This window comes from Peribacillus simplex NBRC 15720 = DSM 1321 (assembly GCF_002243645.1).
In the GTDB taxonomy this organism is placed as follows: Bacteria; Bacillota; Bacilli; order Bacillales; family DSM-1321; genus Peribacillus; species Peribacillus simplex.
The window spans coordinates 5,031,508-5,047,475 of record NZ_CP017704.1; the positions used below are offsets into that span (position 1 = coordinate 5,031,508).

Here is a 15,968-nt window from a genome sequence, read left to right on the forward strand (position 1 = left end):
CATCTTAATGGTCAAAAGGAAGGGGATACAACACCTATGAAGAATATGCTGAAATTATTTCTTTCCATGGCGGGTTCTTTCATTATTATTTTGTTTGGAGTGGATGTGCAGAACATTCAAGTACATGCAACGGTTCCTGAAGAGATGACACCGCTCCTAAAAAGTAGGGAAAATCAGAAAATCGCTTATTTGACTTTCGATGACGGACCATCTTTGAATACCATGAAGATATTGGATATTTTGGAACGCTATCATGTTAAGGCCACATTTTTCGTTAAAGGCAACGAAGAACCATACGCAAAGGAATGTTATCAGGAAATGATTTCCCGCGGTCATGCGATTGCCCTTCATTCTTATACACATGATTATTCCATCGTTTATCGATCGACTGAGAGTTTCTTTCAAGATTTGAATAGGCTTGAAACCATGCTGCAAAAGGAGTATGGGATAAAAAGCCGTATTGTGCGCCTTCCTGGCGGCTCGAATAATCTACTGCGGCATCAGGCTGCAACGAGACCCATCATCAATGGTATCCTTCAACAACTAAAGGAAAAAGGGTATATTTACACTGATTGGTCTATTGACTCTACAGATGGCTTCAGTCCGTCAATAAGTGAACAAAAAATCATTACTGCTGTACAAAAAGGGACGAAAAATCAAAAGCATGTTAATATCTTATTGCATGATATCAATAGTATGAAAAATACAGTGAAAGCTTTGCCTGATATAATTGAATTCCTAAAAAAAGAAGGGTTTACCTTTGATACTATTGATGAGACAACCCCAAAAATACAATTTAATTGATGAACACATTGTTTATCTATAGTAAATTAAGGTATAGGGATAAGAGATTACAATGCGAAAGGATTTATCGTTTCTATGATGCCATCATTGTTTTTATCACATGGAACACCGCTATTAGCTTTGGAAAAGAATAACTACACTTCTTTTTTGAAGGATTATATGCAAACTATGAAGAAACCTGCTGCGATCGTTATTTTGTCAGCACATTGGGAAAGTGAAGACCAATTGATTTCAGCAGTAGGGAAGCATGAAGTCATTTATGATTTTGCAGGGTACCCTGAAGAAATATTTCAAATAACTTATCCTGCTGCGGGATGCCTTGAGCTGTCCGATCGAATTTTAACCTTATTGTCCAAGATAGGTGTATTGGGGGAACTTGATGAAAGGCGCCCCCTGGATCATGGATCATGGGGGCTTTTGCATATCATGTATCCCGAAGCTGACATCCCGACCGTTTCTATGTCCATTAGTCCTGCGCTGCCATTGGACAAGCAGTATGAAATCGGGAAAACATTAAGGGAATTAAAGGAAAGTAATGTCCTGATCATTGGGAGCGGTGGAATTGTCCATAATTTCACCCAAATTCAGGAGGATATGCATGTTGCAGAAGGATGGGCAATCGAGTTTGAGAACTGGGTCGAAGAGAAAATCATGAAATGGGATTTGCAATCCTTGTTTAATTATGAAAAAATCGCCCCTTATAGTACAGAGGCTGTGCCTTCAAAAGAGCATTTCATTCCATTGGTCATCGCAATGGGGTTGGGGGATGACAAAAAAAAAGCAGCTCTACTGCACAGGAGCTTTCAATATGGCAATCTGAGTTTAACAGCTTGGAAGTTTGATTGAGCTGAAAGGGTTTTCAAACTAGTTAAATTTACCTGAAAAATAATCATTATACAAAAATACAAAAATCTTTTTTTAGCGAAAAAAAGACTTAAATGAGCAAAAAAGACAGTTAAAAGCGATTTTTGACGAATTAAGCAGAAATATAGTTGAAAAAAGGTTGTATAAAGTGGTTTAACCTTTGGATATTTCGACAAAAACATGTTAATATAACATCTGAAAACGTTTTATCCTTTAAAATTTTATTATTCAATAACCAAAGTTATTTATTATATATCTTATATATATCATATATTTGGGGAAAATTTAGAAGAAAGAAATTTGGGGATGGATAAAACGTAATGAAAAAAATTATGAGAAAAATTTGGGGGTTTACAAAATGACCATCAATGATTCTAAGGTATTAGACCACTGGAAAGCTTTTTCGGGTCCAAACCTTGGGTATGTCATGGAGCAATACGATTTATTTCTAGCCAACCCGGAAGAAGTGGATCCGGAACTGAAAAACTTTTTTGAAGTAGCAGGTCCTCCTTCATTCGATGTATCGGCAGAAACAACGACTGTAAGCGCATCAACTGTACAAACTGGAGAAGTTCTTCCAATGAAGAAAATTATGTCTGCAGTGAAGTTAGCTGAAAATATCCGTGCATACGGGCATCTTGCTGCAAATATTTATCCTTTAAAAGAAGAAGCTCTGGACACTGAACAAATTCACTTTGAAAAATATGGCTTGACTGCAGATGATTTAAGGAAAATACCGGCTGACTTTATTTGTCCGGAATCACCTGAAGACGTGAAAGACGGATACGAAGCCGTACAATACCTAAAACAACTCTATACAAAAACGATAGCCTTTGAATTTCATCATGTTAATGACTTGGATGAAAAGCAATGGCTTACTGATATGGTCGAATCCGGAAACATGTTCCCGGAAGTGGGAAAAGAGAAAAGAGAACTATTACTTAAACGATTGAATGAAGTAGAAGGTTTCGAGAAATTCCTTCACCGCACATATGTAGGGCAAAAACGTTTCTCTATTGAAGGACTGGATGCTTTGGTTCCGATTTTAGATGAAATGATTTCACAAACTGTCCAAAACGGAACGGGTAATGTGAATATCGCAATGGCTCACCGTGGACGTTTGAATGTGCTTGCACATGTATTAGGAAAGCCTTATGAGGTCATTTTCTCTGAATTCCAACATTCACCGAATAAAGATCTGGTTCCTTCCGAAGGTTCAACAGGCATTAACAATGGATGGACCGGTGATGTTAAATACCATTTAGGTCTGGATAAACAGATCACTAAAGCTAACATACAAAAAGCAAGGATTACACTTGCCAATAACCCAAGTCACTTGGAAGTAGTCGGTCCAATCGTGGAAGGGTATTCCCGTGCGGCTCAAGAAGACCGTTCAGAAAAAGGATTCCCGGTTCAAGATATATCAAAATCTCTTGCAATCCTGATTCATGGTGATGCAGCATTCCCAGGTGAAGGAATTGTACCTGAAACGTTTAACTTAAGCCGTTTACGCGGATATCAAGTTGGCGGAGCTATCCATATCATCGCCAATAACATGATCGGTTTTACAACGGAAAGTGAAGATTCACGTTCAACCTTATATGCTAGTGATTTGGCAAAAGGCTTTGAAGTTCCGATCGTGCATGTGAATGCAGATGATCCTGAAGCATGTATGGCTGCTGTGAACCTTGCTAATCTATATCGTGAAAAATACAACAAGGATTTCTTGATCGACTTGATCGGTTACAGACGTTTCGGCCATAACGAAATGGATGAGCCATTGGTGACTCAACCTGAAATGTATGCATTAATTCATAAGCACCCAACCGTTAAAGAGCTTTATGGAAAAAAACTCATTCAATCTGGCGAGTTCACTGAAGCTGAAGTTAAAGCGATTGCTGAGCAAGTGGATACAAGGCTTGCAGATGCATATGCGAAAATTTCCGGAAATAAACCGGAAGCTTCTAAAGAGTGTAATCCTCCTGGGATTATTGAAAAAGGACTTCCAGCCATTGAAACGGCAGTTCCGAAACAAGAACTTGTTACAATTAACGAAGAACTTGTTAAATGGCCGGAAGGATTCACTCCTAATAAAAAATTAGGAAAGATTTTATCACGTCGCTTGGATTCCTTTGGTGCTGACGGAAAAATTGATTGGGCTCATGCCGAGACATTGGCATATGCATCCATATTGAGTGACGGCACTCCAATCCGTTTGACAGGACAAGATTCAGAGCGTGGAACATTCGCACAACGTAATATCATGTTACATGACAGTGTTAATGGAAAAACATATTCACCACTTCACACACTTGAAACTGCCAAAGCATCATTCGCTGTTCATAACAGCCCGCTTACTGAAACGGCAGTTCTGGCTTATGAATATGGTTATAATGTATTTGCACCTGAGACACTTGTATTATGGGAAGGCCAATTCGGTGACTTCGCTAATACAGCACAAGTGATCTTTGACCAATTCATCGCGGCAGGTCGTGCAAAATGGGGTCAAAAATCAGGTCTTGTCATGCTGCTTCCACACGGTTATGAAGGACAAGGACCAGAGCACTCAAGTGCACGCCTTGAACGTTTCCTTCAATTAGCGGCTGAAAACAACTGGACAGTTGCCAACTTAAGTTCGGCAGCTCAATACTTCCATATCCTTAGAAGACAAGCTAAGATTTTGGATCAAGAACAAGTACGTCCGCTTGTCATCATGACACCGAAGAGTATGCTTCGTAATCAAGTGATGGCTTCTACAGCAGAAGAATTCAGTGAAGGCTCTTTTGAATCATTCGTAGAAACCAAAGCTTTGGGCAAAAAACCTAAATCGGTTGAACGCATTGTTTTTGCTTCAGGTAAATTGGCGGTTGAACTTCGTGAAAAAGCGGCAACTGAAAAAAATACGGATTGGTTGCAAATCATCAGTATCGAAGAAATTTATCCATTCCCATTCACTGGAGTTCAAGAAGCTCTGAAAAAATATACAAATCTTAAAGAAATCTTCTGGGCTCAAGAAGAACCTAAAAACATGGGTGCTTGGACATTTGTTGAACCTCGCCTAAATGCAGCGGCTCCTGGCAAACTTTCAGTAACATATATAGGAAGGAAGCGCAGATCAAGCCCGGCTGAGGGTGATCCACTTGTCCATAAAAATGAACAACAACGGATTATGACTCAAGCAATTACACGCAATAATGAGGGGGAGAAATAAAATGGCTGAAGTAAAAGTACCTGAATTAGCAGAATCAATTTCTGAAGGATCTATTGCGCAATGGTTAAAACAACCCGGTGATCACGTTGAAAAAGGAGAATATGTCCTTGAACTTGAAACGGATAAAGTGAACGTAGAAATCATTTCAGATTATACGGGTACACTTTCGGAACATTTAGCGGAAGAAGGCGATACTGTCCAAGTTGGACAGGCTATCGCTATCGTTGATGAAAATGGATCAGCTGCAGCAGCTCCAAAAGCGGAAGCTCCTAAGGTTGAAGAAGCTAAAGCAGAACCAGCTAAGGCTGAACCAGCGGCTCCTGCTAAAGAGGCTCCTAAAGCAGAAGCGAAAGAAGCATCATCCACTCAACAAGTTATTGCTTCACCAGCTGCAAGGAAATTGGCTCGTGAAAAAGGAATTGACTTGACTCAAGTGCCTGTAGCCGATCCACTAGGTCGTGTACGTGTACAAGACGTAGAAGCAGCAAGTAATGCACCTGCAGCACCTGCGGCGGCTCCAAAACAAGCTCCTGCAGCTAAAAAAGCAGCCGCTCCTGTTGAAGTGAATGATGACCGCATTGAAGTGGTTAAAATGACACGCCGTCGTCAAACCATTGCCAAGCGTCTAGTTCAAGTACAATCCGAAGCAGCCATGCTTACTACTTTTAACGAAGTCGATCTTTCTGCAGTCATGGAATTGCGTAATCGCCATAAGGATTCTTTCGTGAAAACAAATGATGTTAAACTTGGTTTCATGTCATTCTTCACTAAAGCGGTCATTGGCGCATTGAAAAAATATCCGTTATTGAATGCTGAAATCCAAGGCGACCATATCCTGAAAAAGAACTTTTATGATATCGGTGTAGCAGTATCCACTGATGAAGGTCTTGTAGTTCCGGTAGTAAGGGATGCTGACCGCAAAAGCTTTGCTGAAATCGAGAAGAACATTTCGGATTTAGCTGTTAAAGCGCGTAACAACAAACTGGGACTTTCAGATTTATCAGGTGGTACTTTTACCATCACAAATGGAGGGACTTTCGGTTCCCTATTATCTACACCAATCTTGAATGCCCCTCAAGTTGGGATCTTGGGCATGCATACAATCAAGACTCGTCCAATCGCTGTTGGAGATCAAATCGAAAACAGACCAATGATGTACCTTGCATTATCTTATGATCACCGTATCGTAGACGGAAAAGAAGCTGTTGGTTTCTTAGTGGCTATCAAAGATATGCTGGAAGATCCAGAACAACTTTTACTTCAAGGCTAATAAAGTAATACGAAACCCCCCTGTCTTCATGACATGGGGGTTTTTTGTGTGGAGAACTGAAAGGATATTTTCATAGAAAAAAAGATAATGGGATTCAATAAAGGTTATTTCTAATCAAATTGAATGTTTTTGAAGGTATTTTTGAATGAATTTGAGTATTTTTAAATGTTTATGATTGATTATTCCTTCGTTTTCATATATGATGATGATATTAAAGTGAGGTGGACGAATTGTTGACAACTGAAAGGCACCAGTTCATCCTATCGATCCTTAAAGAACAAGGAACGGTAAAGCTGCAGGAGCTTGTAGATCAGTTACAAGCCTCGGAGTCGACCATTCGGAGAGATCTAGTGCAACTCGAAGAAATGAAGCTCTTGAAACGCGTGCATGGCGGGGCCTCTTTACTTCAAAGAAAAGGCCTTGAACCGACAACTATGGAAAAGCAAAAGAAAGCAAGAGCTGAAAAACAACTTATAGCAAAGCTTGCGGCTTCTTTCATAGAGAAAAATGATTGTATATATCTTGATGCAGGTACGACAACTGCGGAAATGATTCCTTATTTAAAGGATAAAAATATAACGGTGCTGACAAATGGTCTTATGCATATTCCGAAACTCATCGAATTGGAGATCAAAACAGTGTTAGTGGGCGGAACGATAAAATTCTCGACAAATGCGGTTATAGGAAGTAATGCTGTACAGTTTTTGAATGAATACCGTTTTGATAAATGTTTCTTGGGAATGAACGGCATTCATCAAGATCTGGGTTTCACAACTCCCGACCCGGAAGAAGCTCTACTGAAGAAGATGGCATTACGCCTCTCTAACGAAACCTACGTGCTTGCTGATAGTTCAAAACTAAATGAAGCTACTTTCGCTAAGGTGGCAGATGTAAGCGATGCCATAATTCTTACTGACAGCAATGATGAAGAGGCTGTTGCTCAACTCCATAAAAATCCAAAGGTAAAGGTCGTGACCATTTAATGATTTATACAGTGACACTCAATCCATCTATCGATTATCTGGTCGAGGTGGAGAGTTTTCAAATGGGCAAGGTGAATAGAACCAGTTATGATGCAAAATTCCCTGGAGGGAAAGGGATCAATGTTTCCCGAGTGCTTAAAAGGCTTGGAAATAGTACGACAGCTTTAGGATTCATCGGTGGACAAACTGGTGAATTTGTAAAAAGGTTTTTAAGACAGGAAGAGATTTTTACGGACTTTACAGAGATAGCTGGAGATACAAGAATAAACATTAAATTGAAAACAGGGATGGAGACCGAAATAAATAGCCAAGGGCCAGTCATTTCCAAAGGGAATTATCAACAATTATTTAGTCAGATTGAACAGTTGAATAATAATGATATCCTCATTTTGTCAGGAAGCATCCCTTCAAGCGTTCCTTCGGATGTATACGAGACAATGGCAAGGTCTTGTTCCCATAACGGCATTAAAGTGGTGGTGGATACGAGTGGCAAGGGATTAATGAATGTCCTTCCACACCAGCCATTTTTAATAAAGCCTAATCACCATGAACTGGGTGAGCTTTTTTCTACCGAAATCAGAACGGTTGATGATGCTAGAGAATATGGCGCTAAATTGGTTGAAGCAGGTGCACAAAACGTTATTGTTTCAATGGCGGGACAGGGGGCGGTGCTTTGCTCCGGCGGAGAGTCATATTCCGCAAATGTACCAAAAGGGAACGTCATCAACTCAGTGGGTGCCGGTGATTCCATGGTCGCAGGTTTCATCGGGACATATGAAAAGACAGGGGATATTCTAACCGCTTTTCGCTTCAGTCTTGCAGCAGGAAGTGCTACAGCCTTTTCATCCGATCTCGGTACATTGGATAAAATTGAAGAGTTATTACCGCAAATTGCTATCAATCAACTAACAGGAGGCTGACTCTATGAAAATTACAGACTTGTTAAAATTGGATACAATCATAATTAATCTGCAAAGTGCTACAAAGCAAGCAGTCATTGATGAACTATCAGGGAAGTTAGCCGAGGCTGACAGGTTAAACGATTTGGAGGGTTTCAAAGCTGCCATCTTAAAACGTGAAGAGCAAAGCACAACAGGGATTGGTGAAGGAATAGCCATTCCACACGCAAAAACAAATGCAGTAAGGATTCCTGCCATCTGTTTCGGCAAATCGGTCAGTGGTGTGGATTATGAATCGCTTGACGGGCAGCCAGCTCATTTGTTCTTTATGATTGCAGCAAGTGAAGGAGCGAATGCAGATCACTTGGAGACCCTTTCCCGGCTTTCTTCATTACTGATGGATGATAAATTCAGAGCCCGATTGATTTCTGCTTCTTCTGGTGAGGAAGTGTTAGAGATAATCAATCAAAAAGAAATGGAAGCCGATGAAGAAGTAAGAGAAGAGGAGCAAACAAGTAATACTGTCAGTGCCAGTGGTAACAGTAAAGGTAAAATCCTTGCCGTTACAGCTTGTCCGACAGGAATCGCCCATACTTATATGGCTGCTGATGCGTTAAAGGCCAAAGCGAAGGAAATGGGTATCGATTTCAAAGTGGAAACAAATGGTTCCACAGGAATCAAAAATGGTTTAACCGCCGCAGAAATTGATGAGGCGGATGCGATTATCGTTGCAGCTGATAAGCAGGTGGAAATGGATCGTTTTAATGGAAAACATGTCATTATTGTCCCTGTTGCCCATGGGATCCGGAAGACCGAGGAGCTGTTAACAAGAGCCTTGAATCAGGATGCCCCTGTTTACAAAGGAACAGGAAATGATAAAAGTGACGAAGGTGATTCAGCAAAAGGAGGATTGGGGATTTACAAGCACTTAATGAATGGCGTAAGTAATATGCTTCCATTTGTCGTCGGGGGCGGTATCTTGATTGCGCTTTCTTTCTTTTTTGGAATCGAAGCTGCCGATCCGGCAAATCCTGATTATAATCCCATTGCCAAAGCATTAAGTGATATTGGCGGGGGAAATGGTGCCTTCTTCTTGCTTGTCCCTGTACTAGCAGGATTCATTGCTTCAAGTATAGCCGACCGTCCAGGTTTTGCCCCTGGTATGGTAGGGGGACTATTGGCAGCACAAGCTAATGCCGGTTTTCTTGGCGGACTGATCGCCGGTTTCCTTGCAGGTTATGTCGTCTTACTTTTAAGAAAATTGTTTTCCAGGTTACCGCAAACACTCGATGGCATTAAACCGGTTTTACTCTATCCTGTATTCGGGATGTTAATTACAGGGTTTATCATGATATTTCTCGTAAATGAACCAGTAACCGCAATTAACATGGGCCTGACCAATTGGCTGCAGGGATTATCCGGCACGAACGCAATATTCCTTGGCTTGATTCTTGGGGGTATGATGGCTGTGGATATGGGCGGCCCATTAAATAAAGCAGCATTCACTTTTGGGCTTGCAGCCATTGAGGCATCAAGTTTTGGACCTCATGCTGCAGTAATGGCTGGTGGAATGGTTCCTCCTTTAGGAATCGCATTTGCAACTACATTCTTTAAAAGTAAATTCAGTGAAATGGAAAGGAAATCCGGATTCACTAATTACTTCATGGGTGCTTCATTCATCACAGAGGGTGCCATTCCTTTTGCGGCGGCGGATCCATTGCGCGTTATCGTCAGCAGTGTTGTTGGAGCAGCGACAGCAGGAGCCCTGTCTATGGCTTTTGGTGTAACTTTGCCAGCGCCACATGGGGGAATATTTGTCATCCCCCTTGTCAACCATCCTTTCCTCTATTTGCTGGCCATATTAATAGGATCCCTCATTACCGCTATAATATTGGGGTTCTGGAAAAAGAAACAGATATAAAAAAACAGAATACGGTTCCCATTCCATTGGATCCGCATTCTGTTTGTAGACAAAAAGGTTTCGGAATGGTCTCATTCCGAAACCTTTTTGATTTTTTTATTTTATTTGAAGCAGTTATAAATAGAGGCTCTAAGATATGACTATCATGCGTATTTCCGGATGTTACGATGTTACTATCGTTCCCAATTCAAATCCATTGCGGTATGCTGCTGCCGTATGAAACAAATGGGCAAACTGTTTTGTTCGTTCATCTTTCACATAGTAGCCACTCTCAGGATCAATGGAATTTCTTTAATCTCCTTGGTTTCTTCCTTGATAAATTTATCTGGTGGAAAAGGCTTATTTTCACGTTTTCACGATCTTGATTTATTACTTCTTGAAGGCGTCCTGGATAGGCCCGTGTTAACTTTACGAACGATTTTCTTTTCGAATTTCGCTTATTCGCACTGGCTTTCACATGTGTGGAATCAACAAATACAAATACATGCTCTGCACTTTTCAGTTTTCTTTCGGAAGCTTTCATTAAGATGCGATAGAAAATCTGTTCAAACAGGTCTGTATCTTTAAAGCGTCGCTTATAATTTTTCCCGAAAAAACGTGGCGGTTCTTTAAAATTTCGTGATATTAGTCACGAACAAGTTTGTGTTTAAATTGCCAGACACCGTCAAATATCTACTTATTCAGGTGTTCTTGGTAGAGGGCGTATTGTGAATACTCAATTAGACAAAGCTATCGACTCTAAAATGATATCAGACAATAGGCTCTGCACAGATGCCTGGAGGGATTTTTCTTCGTATGCAAAAAGCGAAAGATTGGAACATTACCGCTTTATATCAGATGGTACAGAACGTGTTAAAAGACTGTACCACATCCAGAATGTGAATAACTATAACAGCCGTTTAAAAGGCTGGATGCAACGATTCAATGGTGTAGCTACAAAATACCCCGACAATTATTTGAGTTGGTTTCAATTTATAGATATAGTGAAACATCGTAGTGATAATATAATTATAAGTAAAATCATTGTAGATAGCTGTTTGTTACCGATTATCGAAACTTATCAGTCATTAAGAACGTACAATATTGTAATAATGACCTAAAAACAGGGAGGAAGAAAGTATGGACTTGACACCAAAACAACGAACCTTGTTGCTATCATTAGCCACTGATTGGCAGACACCGATTCAAATTGCTGGCCGTCTTCCGAAAGAATGGGGAAATCTATCCTGTGTAAATCAGACTCTTAAAGATTTAATGTGTGAAGGATTGGTGCAAGCTAATCCAGTTATGTTCGGTCTGTTCCGATTAACCACGGATGGCACGACCATAAAGGAGTTAGAATTGGGTGAGAACTAATGAAATATCGGCAACTTACAAAAGAGGATAAAATTCATTTTATTCGATTAACTGTTTTTTTTATCGTAAATTAACAATGAAAATTAACATAGTCTAAAACAAAAAAGACTGTAGACAAACTCGATGAAAATCGAGTTTGCCTACAGTCTGAAAGCGTCCAATTACATCGGGTCCGCTTTTCTTATATCCAATCCAAAACTTCAATCCGGTTGCAGAAAGGGTGGATACATAAAAGCGGTTCGATTCAGGAAACCTTGCGTCTATCTAAAAGATAAATGATTATTTATTAAATGTGGTTTGAAGCCTAAAAGATTTTCAACTTCAAGCACTGGATAGGCTTTATCGCGCAGGGATGAATGTTTCCTCAATTGATCGATCCGGATTCAAATCATACTCCCACATAGCATTTTAAGGCAGCAGGTTTCTATTTTAACAATAGAATTTCCGTTATATTTAGGAGAGGCTAATTGGAAATGTTGATTTAAAATACCCCCATTCCTTGTAGATCCAATATTAAAACAAAAGATTAATAAGGGTGGCTTAATCTATTGATTACGGTCGATAAGTTCTTAATATCTACTGGTTTATTAAAGCATGAATTTTTATGTTTATGGGTAAAGGCATATAAAAACGAACAAAAGGAGTGAAGGTACATGCTGAAGAAAAACACCTTAAAAACGACGAAAAGGGATGATATGATTGATGTTAGGCCAGAAGTACAGGCATTCATCTCGGAAAACGGGGTTCAAGAGGGTATAGCTCTTATTTATTGCCCACATACAACTGCTGGAATCACGATTAACGAAAATGCAGATCCGGATGTCAAAAAGGATATGCTAAGAAGACTGGATGAGCAATACCCATGGAATCATACATTGGATTTACATATGGAAGGAAACACGGCTGCCCATTTGAAATCAGGTACGGTTGGTTCTTCACAACAGGTGATCATCCATAAAGGGAGCTTAATCCTTGGTACTTGGAAGGGGGTATATTTTTGTGAATTCGATGGTCCCAGAGATAGGCAATATTTTATTAAATTATGTGTCGACCGGTAAAGTGGAAGGTACATCCAGGAAGAATTGGGAGGAAGCGGATTGGACGATGTTCGGATTGAAGGAAGCAAAGTAATATTGAGGAATGTTAAACAAGCCGATTTAAAACGTTTATGGAGCCTGAAATATGGAGAAGCCGATCCAGAATGGAAAAAGTGGGATGCACCTTATCATCCTCTTGAACTCATTGATTTCCATACGTATATCGATAAAGAAATGAAGCATAGAACCTATGATGAGAAAATGGGTGTTTACTCTGAGCTATTAATGGAAAAAAACGATCAAATAATAGGCTCTGTTGTATATTACTGGGAACATGAATTTTCACGTTGGCTTGAAATCGGAATTACGATTTTTGAGCCCAAGTATTGGAATGGCGGTTATGGAACAGAAGCGTTAATGTTGTTCATAGGCTATTTATTCGAAAAAATGGAGATTGAGCGGGTTGGGCTGACGACATGGTCAGGTAATGAACGTATGATGGCTGTTGGGGAAAAGCTAGGCATGCAAGTAGAGGGAAGAATGAGAAAATGCCGTTATTATGATGGTTATTATTATGATTCAATCAGAATGGGAATGCTACGGGAAGAATGGGAAACATTAAAATTTCGTAGTTAATTGCCAAGTGAAAATTTTTCCTTTATTTCCTTGGAAAAAATTTAGCACTGTTTTCTCCTATATGGTCTGTTATCCTAGGAAGATGCTTAACGAGGAGGTTACAAGATGAAATTATCAGTATTAATAACCGTGATAATGACTCTAAGTGTCATCGTACTTGGGATAGCTTTTCCTAAGGGAACGACCAGTATAGCTTCTGATGGAGCAACCAAACATGTCATTAAACAAGGTGAATCGATATGGGATATTGCGAAGCAGTACGGTGTCCCGATCAAAAAGTTAAAAGAAGTCAATAATAATATAAATAATGTTGCCGAGCCTGGTAAAACATTGATTATTCCACATGTAATGAATGAAAAAGATAAAGAATTATTGGCAAGACTTGTGCATGCAGAAGCAAAAGGGGAGCCTTACAGAGGAAAGGTAGAGGTAGCAGGAGTAGTTTTGAATCGCCTTGATAGCAAAGAATTCCCTGATACGGTACGGGAAGTGATCTATCAAAAAAATCAATTCTCACCTGTTGGTGATGGCAGTATAAACAAACCTGCCGGAGCTGATGCCAAGAAGGCTGTCAATGAAGCGTTAGCAATTCATGGTTACACAAATGATGCTTTGTATTTCTGGAACCCGAGTATTTCGGACAGTGAATGGATGAAACATTTGGAGGTAATCAAAATTATCGGTGGGCACCATTTTGCCATATAAACTACATTTCAAGAACCGGCTTACCAAATGGGAGGCCGGTTTTTTTATTTATGAAACCTAACGTTAAACGATATCAGCCCACATCTCGCGAGGATTCAGTTCATAAATGCTGTTTTCGCGGTACATGATGCTTCCGATAATGAGTTCACGCCTTATCGTTGCATAATCATCATGGAATGACTTGATGAATTCATTCAGTTCTTTTTCTGGATATTTACGTCCTTTTTCCAAAAGGCTGGCAATATGATGAAGAACAATCATTTTCTTTTTTCTCTGTGCTGGTATGGTTTTTAGTCGACCATCTGGTGTAAAGAAGTTTTCAAGAATCTTTTTATGCTCTAAAATCAGCTTTTGATTATCCATTTTATCGAAGTCCCCCTTAGTTGAAACTATTTTAGGTAATGCTGAAGAATAATGCTTCAGGACATCTTCATTCAAAAAATAATATACCGTATTTTTTTCCCTCCGATCCTTCACTAAATTAATGTCCTTCAATTTCGTTAAATGGTGTGAAATTGTCGGGGCTGTCAATTTTAATATTCCCGCAAGTGCCTGCCCGTGTTTTGGACCGTTTGCCAGAATGGATATAATCCTAATCCTAGTCACATCACCAATCGTTTTGTGGAAAGCGACCAATTTTTCTAATTGCATTTTTATCCCCCTTGATTAGATTATTATCTAATTAGATGATAATCTAATTAGAGGGTGATAATCAAGTTAATATTCACTTTTCTATATTGCTTGGAAGATCTGAGGTATACTTTAGTTGAATACTAAAAAATTAATCCGGAATTAAGGAGCTGTAACATGGCTAATACACATGTTTATACAAAAAAAGAAGAAGTGGTCAATGCGATAACCCACGGTGTAGGCGTTTTGTTGAGTATTGCCGCACTTGTGTTTTTAATCATATTCTCAGCCCAAACAGGATCGCCTTGGCATATAGTCATTTCAGTCATTTATGGTGTTTCCATGCTTCTTTTATACGTCTCTTCCACTTTAGTGCATAGTTTTCCAGAGGGAAAAACAAAGGATATATTTGAAATCTTTGATCATTCAGCCATATATATATTCATTGCAGGAACATACACGCCCATCATGCTTCTTGTGATCCAAGGGTCACTAGGCTGGACACTGCTAGGTATAATTTGGGGAGTTGCTATCATTGGCGTCGTCTTCAAAGCTTTCTATGTGAAAAAATTCCTCTTCCTTTCGACGATTCTCTATATTGCAATGGGGTGGATGATCGTTATCGTTTGGGGACCACTTACAGCAACGATGCCTTCAGCTGGCATCCAGTTACTGATTGCAGGGGGATTGCTTTATACATTTGGAGCCATCTTTTATGTTTGGCGAGGTTTTCCGTTCCATCACGCGGTTTGGCATGTATTCGTGCTTGGGGGATCTGTCACACACTTTTTTGCGGTATTGTTTTATATCCTTCCACAATGATCACTTGGTCGATTTGATGTATCTGAGAGATTCTTTTGGTTTTAAATGACCCCTATTAGGAAATTAATATGGTATACAGACTAAAGGAGGAAAAAACTAATGAGAAGATCAATCAAAATATTATCAGTGCCTTTTGCCGCTATGCTTGTTTTGGCTGGATGCGCCGAAGAAAACGATGAAGTGAAAAACCCGCCGGTTCAGGAAAATGAAAATCAAGCGGAAAAAAATCCTGAAACAGAAACGGATAATAATGAAAAACTGCCTTTCACTTATAAGGATTTTCAATTAGAAGTGGATTATACAGGCAATGATAATGAATACGAAGCTGAATATGATACCATGGGAGCTCAAACAGAAGCTTCGATCGAGGACAAAATTAACAAACATGAAGTTCACGGGGATGAAGCAATGAAAGAATTGACCCCGATCCTAGAAAAATTGACTTTCACCAAAGATTCAACAGAGGAGGAAGTCATTCAAGAAGTGACAAAAGCTTTTGATTTGAAGGATGACTATCAAGAATTTGATTTAGAGGTCGTTTTCGATGATGGTACGAAAAAAGAATATAAAGTGAATAATAAGTAACTAAATCCGTTACTATATTCTTCCTTAAGTAATAAAATGGTAGCATGTTTATGTGTGTCCTCAATAGTTGTCAAATTACTGTTCCTATAGTAAAATGATTACGGTTAGCAAAGGGGATAATATACATTTGCTATTCATATTCGGACTTATGGGGATAGGACCGCAATAAATACTTGCAAAAAAGATTCTTTTTTAAGAGTCTTTTTTTTGTGTAGGTGTTCGAGAATTTGTAATTTTTAAGGAAA

The 15,968-nt window shown here is 39.4% G+C and carries 14 protein-coding genes and 2 pseudogenes; 14 read left to right on the plus strand and 2 right to left on the minus strand.

Going from position 1 to position 15,968, the window contains the following annotated elements; translation table 11 throughout:
• Positions 1-36: 36 nt before the first annotated feature.
• The 7 genes from BS1321_RS24350 to BS1321_RS24380 all read left to right on the plus strand — a co-directional run bounded on the left by BS1321_RS24350 (position 37) and on the right by BS1321_RS24380 (position 9,952).
• Positions 37-804, plus strand: a complete 768-nt coding sequence (locus BS1321_RS24350) for a polysaccharide deacetylase family protein (RefSeq protein ID WP_063234433.1) — start codon at positions 37-39, stop codon at positions 802-804.
• A gap of 75 nt (positions 805-879) precedes the next feature.
• Positions 880-1,650, plus strand: a complete 771-nt coding sequence (locus BS1321_RS24355; protein WP_063234434.1) for a dioxygenase family protein — start codon at positions 880-882, stop codon at positions 1,648-1,650.
• A gap of 376 nt (positions 1,651-2,026) precedes the next feature.
• A complete protein-coding gene (locus tag BS1321_RS24360) occupies positions 2,027-4,879 on the plus strand; it encodes a 2-oxoglutarate dehydrogenase E1 component (protein WP_063234435.1) in 2,853 nt (950 codons plus the stop codon).
• A gap of 1 nt (position 4,880) precedes the next feature.
• A complete protein-coding gene (odhB, locus tag BS1321_RS24365; protein ID WP_063234436.1) occupies positions 4,881-6,149 on the plus strand; it encodes a 2-oxoglutarate dehydrogenase complex dihydrolipoyllysine-residue succinyltransferase in 1,269 nt (422 codons plus the stop codon).
• Between the two features lie 230 nt (positions 6,150-6,379).
• The gene (locus BS1321_RS24370) at positions 6,380-7,132 is read left to right on the plus strand and encodes a DeoR/GlpR family DNA-binding transcription regulator (protein ID WP_063234437.1); all 753 of its coding nucleotides are present in this window, start codon (positions 6,380-6,382) and stop codon (positions 7,130-7,132) included.
• Entirely contained in the window at positions 7,132-8,052 is a 921-nt protein-coding gene (gene pfkB, locus BS1321_RS24375; RefSeq protein ID WP_063234438.1) for a 1-phosphofructokinase, read from the plus strand. Before BS1321_RS24370 ends, pfkB begins: the two co-directional genes overlap by 1 nt.
• A 4-nt stretch (positions 8,053-8,056) precedes the next feature.
• Positions 8,057-9,952 carry a PTS fructose transporter subunit IIABC gene (locus tag BS1321_RS24380; protein ID WP_063234439.1) on the plus strand — a complete coding sequence of 632 codons (1,896 nt, stop codon included), beginning with the start codon at positions 8,057-8,059 and terminating at the stop codon, positions 9,950-9,952.
• Positions 9,953-10,043: 91 nt separating this feature from the next.
• Here the strand turns inward: BS1321_RS24380 and BS1321_RS24385 are convergent.
• Positions 10,044-10,559, minus strand: a pseudogene (locus tag BS1321_RS24385) (IS5/IS1182 family transposase); the annotation flags it as partial.
• Between BS1321_RS24385 and BS1321_RS24390 the strand changes: the two are divergent.
• The 5 genes and pseudogenes from BS1321_RS24390 to BS1321_RS24410 all read left to right on the plus strand — a co-directional run.
• Positions 10,540-11,052 (plus strand): annotated as a pseudogene (locus BS1321_RS24390) (IS1595 family transposase); the annotation flags it as partial. The pseudogenes BS1321_RS24385 and BS1321_RS24390 sit on opposite strands and share 20 nt — an antisense overlap.
• A 19-nt stretch (positions 11,053-11,071) precedes the next feature.
• Positions 11,072-11,308 carry a hypothetical protein gene (locus BS1321_RS24395; RefSeq protein WP_063234440.1) on the plus strand — a complete coding sequence of 79 codons (237 nt, stop codon included), beginning with the start codon at positions 11,072-11,074 and terminating at the stop codon, positions 11,306-11,308.
• Positions 11,309-11,961: 653 nt separating this feature from the next.
• The gene (locus BS1321_RS24400) at positions 11,962-12,366 is read left to right on the plus strand and encodes a secondary thiamine-phosphate synthase enzyme YjbQ (protein WP_063234441.1); all 405 of its coding nucleotides are present in this window, start codon (positions 11,962-11,964) and stop codon (positions 12,364-12,366) included.
• Between the two features lie 39 nt (positions 12,367-12,405).
• Positions 12,406-12,981, plus strand: a complete 576-nt coding sequence (locus tag BS1321_RS24405; RefSeq protein ID WP_063234442.1) for a GNAT family N-acetyltransferase — start codon at positions 12,406-12,408, stop codon at positions 12,979-12,981.
• 105 nt (positions 12,982-13,086) lie between these two features.
• Complete coding sequence (locus BS1321_RS24410) at positions 13,087-13,686, plus strand: cell wall hydrolase (protein ID WP_230163376.1); 600 nt, start codon at positions 13,087-13,089, stop codon at positions 13,684-13,686.
• Positions 13,687-13,749: 63 nt separating this feature from the next.
• On the opposite strand, the gene BS1321_RS24415 is transcribed toward BS1321_RS24410, so the two are convergent.
• The gene (locus tag BS1321_RS24415) at positions 13,750-14,337 is read right to left on the minus strand and encodes a DUF2087 domain-containing protein (RefSeq protein ID WP_063234443.1); all 588 of its coding nucleotides are present in this window, start codon (positions 14,335-14,337) and stop codon (positions 13,750-13,752) included.
• A gap of 156 nt (positions 14,338-14,493) precedes the next feature.
• Here BS1321_RS24415 and trhA point away from each other — a divergent pair, with 156 nt between their 5' ends.
• Complete coding sequence (gene trhA / locus BS1321_RS24420) at positions 14,494-15,138, plus strand: PAQR family membrane homeostasis protein TrhA (protein ID WP_063234444.1); 645 nt, start codon at positions 14,494-14,496, stop codon at positions 15,136-15,138.
• A gap of 99 nt (positions 15,139-15,237) precedes the next feature.
• On the plus strand, positions 15,238-15,723 hold the full coding sequence (locus BS1321_RS24425) for a YusW family protein (RefSeq protein WP_063234445.1): 486 nt from the start codon (positions 15,238-15,240) through the stop codon (positions 15,721-15,723).
• Positions 15,724-15,968: the final 245 nt, after the last annotated feature.

Coding starts and splice junctions, on each gene's coding strand:
- BS1321_RS24350 (WP_063234433.1), top strand. CDS start 37: ATGAAGAATATGCTGAAATTATTTCTTTCCATGGCGGGTTCTTTCATT.
- BS1321_RS24355 (WP_063234434.1), top strand. CDS start 880: ATGATGCCATCATTGTTTTTATCACATGGAACACCGCTATTAGCTTTG.
- BS1321_RS24360 (WP_063234435.1), top strand. CDS start 2,027: ATGACCATCAATGATTCTAAGGTATTAGACCACTGGAAAGCTTTTTCG.
- odhB (WP_063234436.1), top strand. CDS start 4,881: ATGGCTGAAGTAAAAGTACCTGAATTAGCAGAATCAATTTCTGAAGGA.
- pfkB (WP_063234438.1), top strand. CDS start 7,132: ATGATTTATACAGTGACACTCAATCCATCTATCGATTATCTGGTCGAG.
- BS1321_RS24380 (WP_063234439.1), top strand. CDS start 8,057: ATGAAAATTACAGACTTGTTAAAATTGGATACAATCATAATTAATCTG.
- BS1321_RS24395 (WP_063234440.1), top strand. CDS start 11,072: ATGGACTTGACACCAAAACAACGAACCTTGTTGCTATCATTAGCCACT.
- BS1321_RS24400 (WP_063234441.1), top strand. CDS start 11,962: ATGCTGAAGAAAAACACCTTAAAAACGACGAAAAGGGATGATATGATT.
- BS1321_RS24410 (WP_230163376.1), top strand. CDS start 13,087: ATGAAATTATCAGTATTAATAACCGTGATAATGACTCTAAGTGTCATC.
- BS1321_RS24415 (WP_063234443.1), bottom strand. CDS start 14,337: ATGCAATTAGAAAAATTGGTCGCTTTCCACAAAACGATTGGTGATGTG.
- trhA (WP_063234444.1), top strand. CDS start 14,494: ATGGCTAATACACATGTTTATACAAAAAAAGAAGAAGTGGTCAATGCG.
- BS1321_RS24425 (WP_063234445.1), top strand. CDS start 15,238: ATGAGAAGATCAATCAAAATATTATCAGTGCCTTTTGCCGCTATGCTT.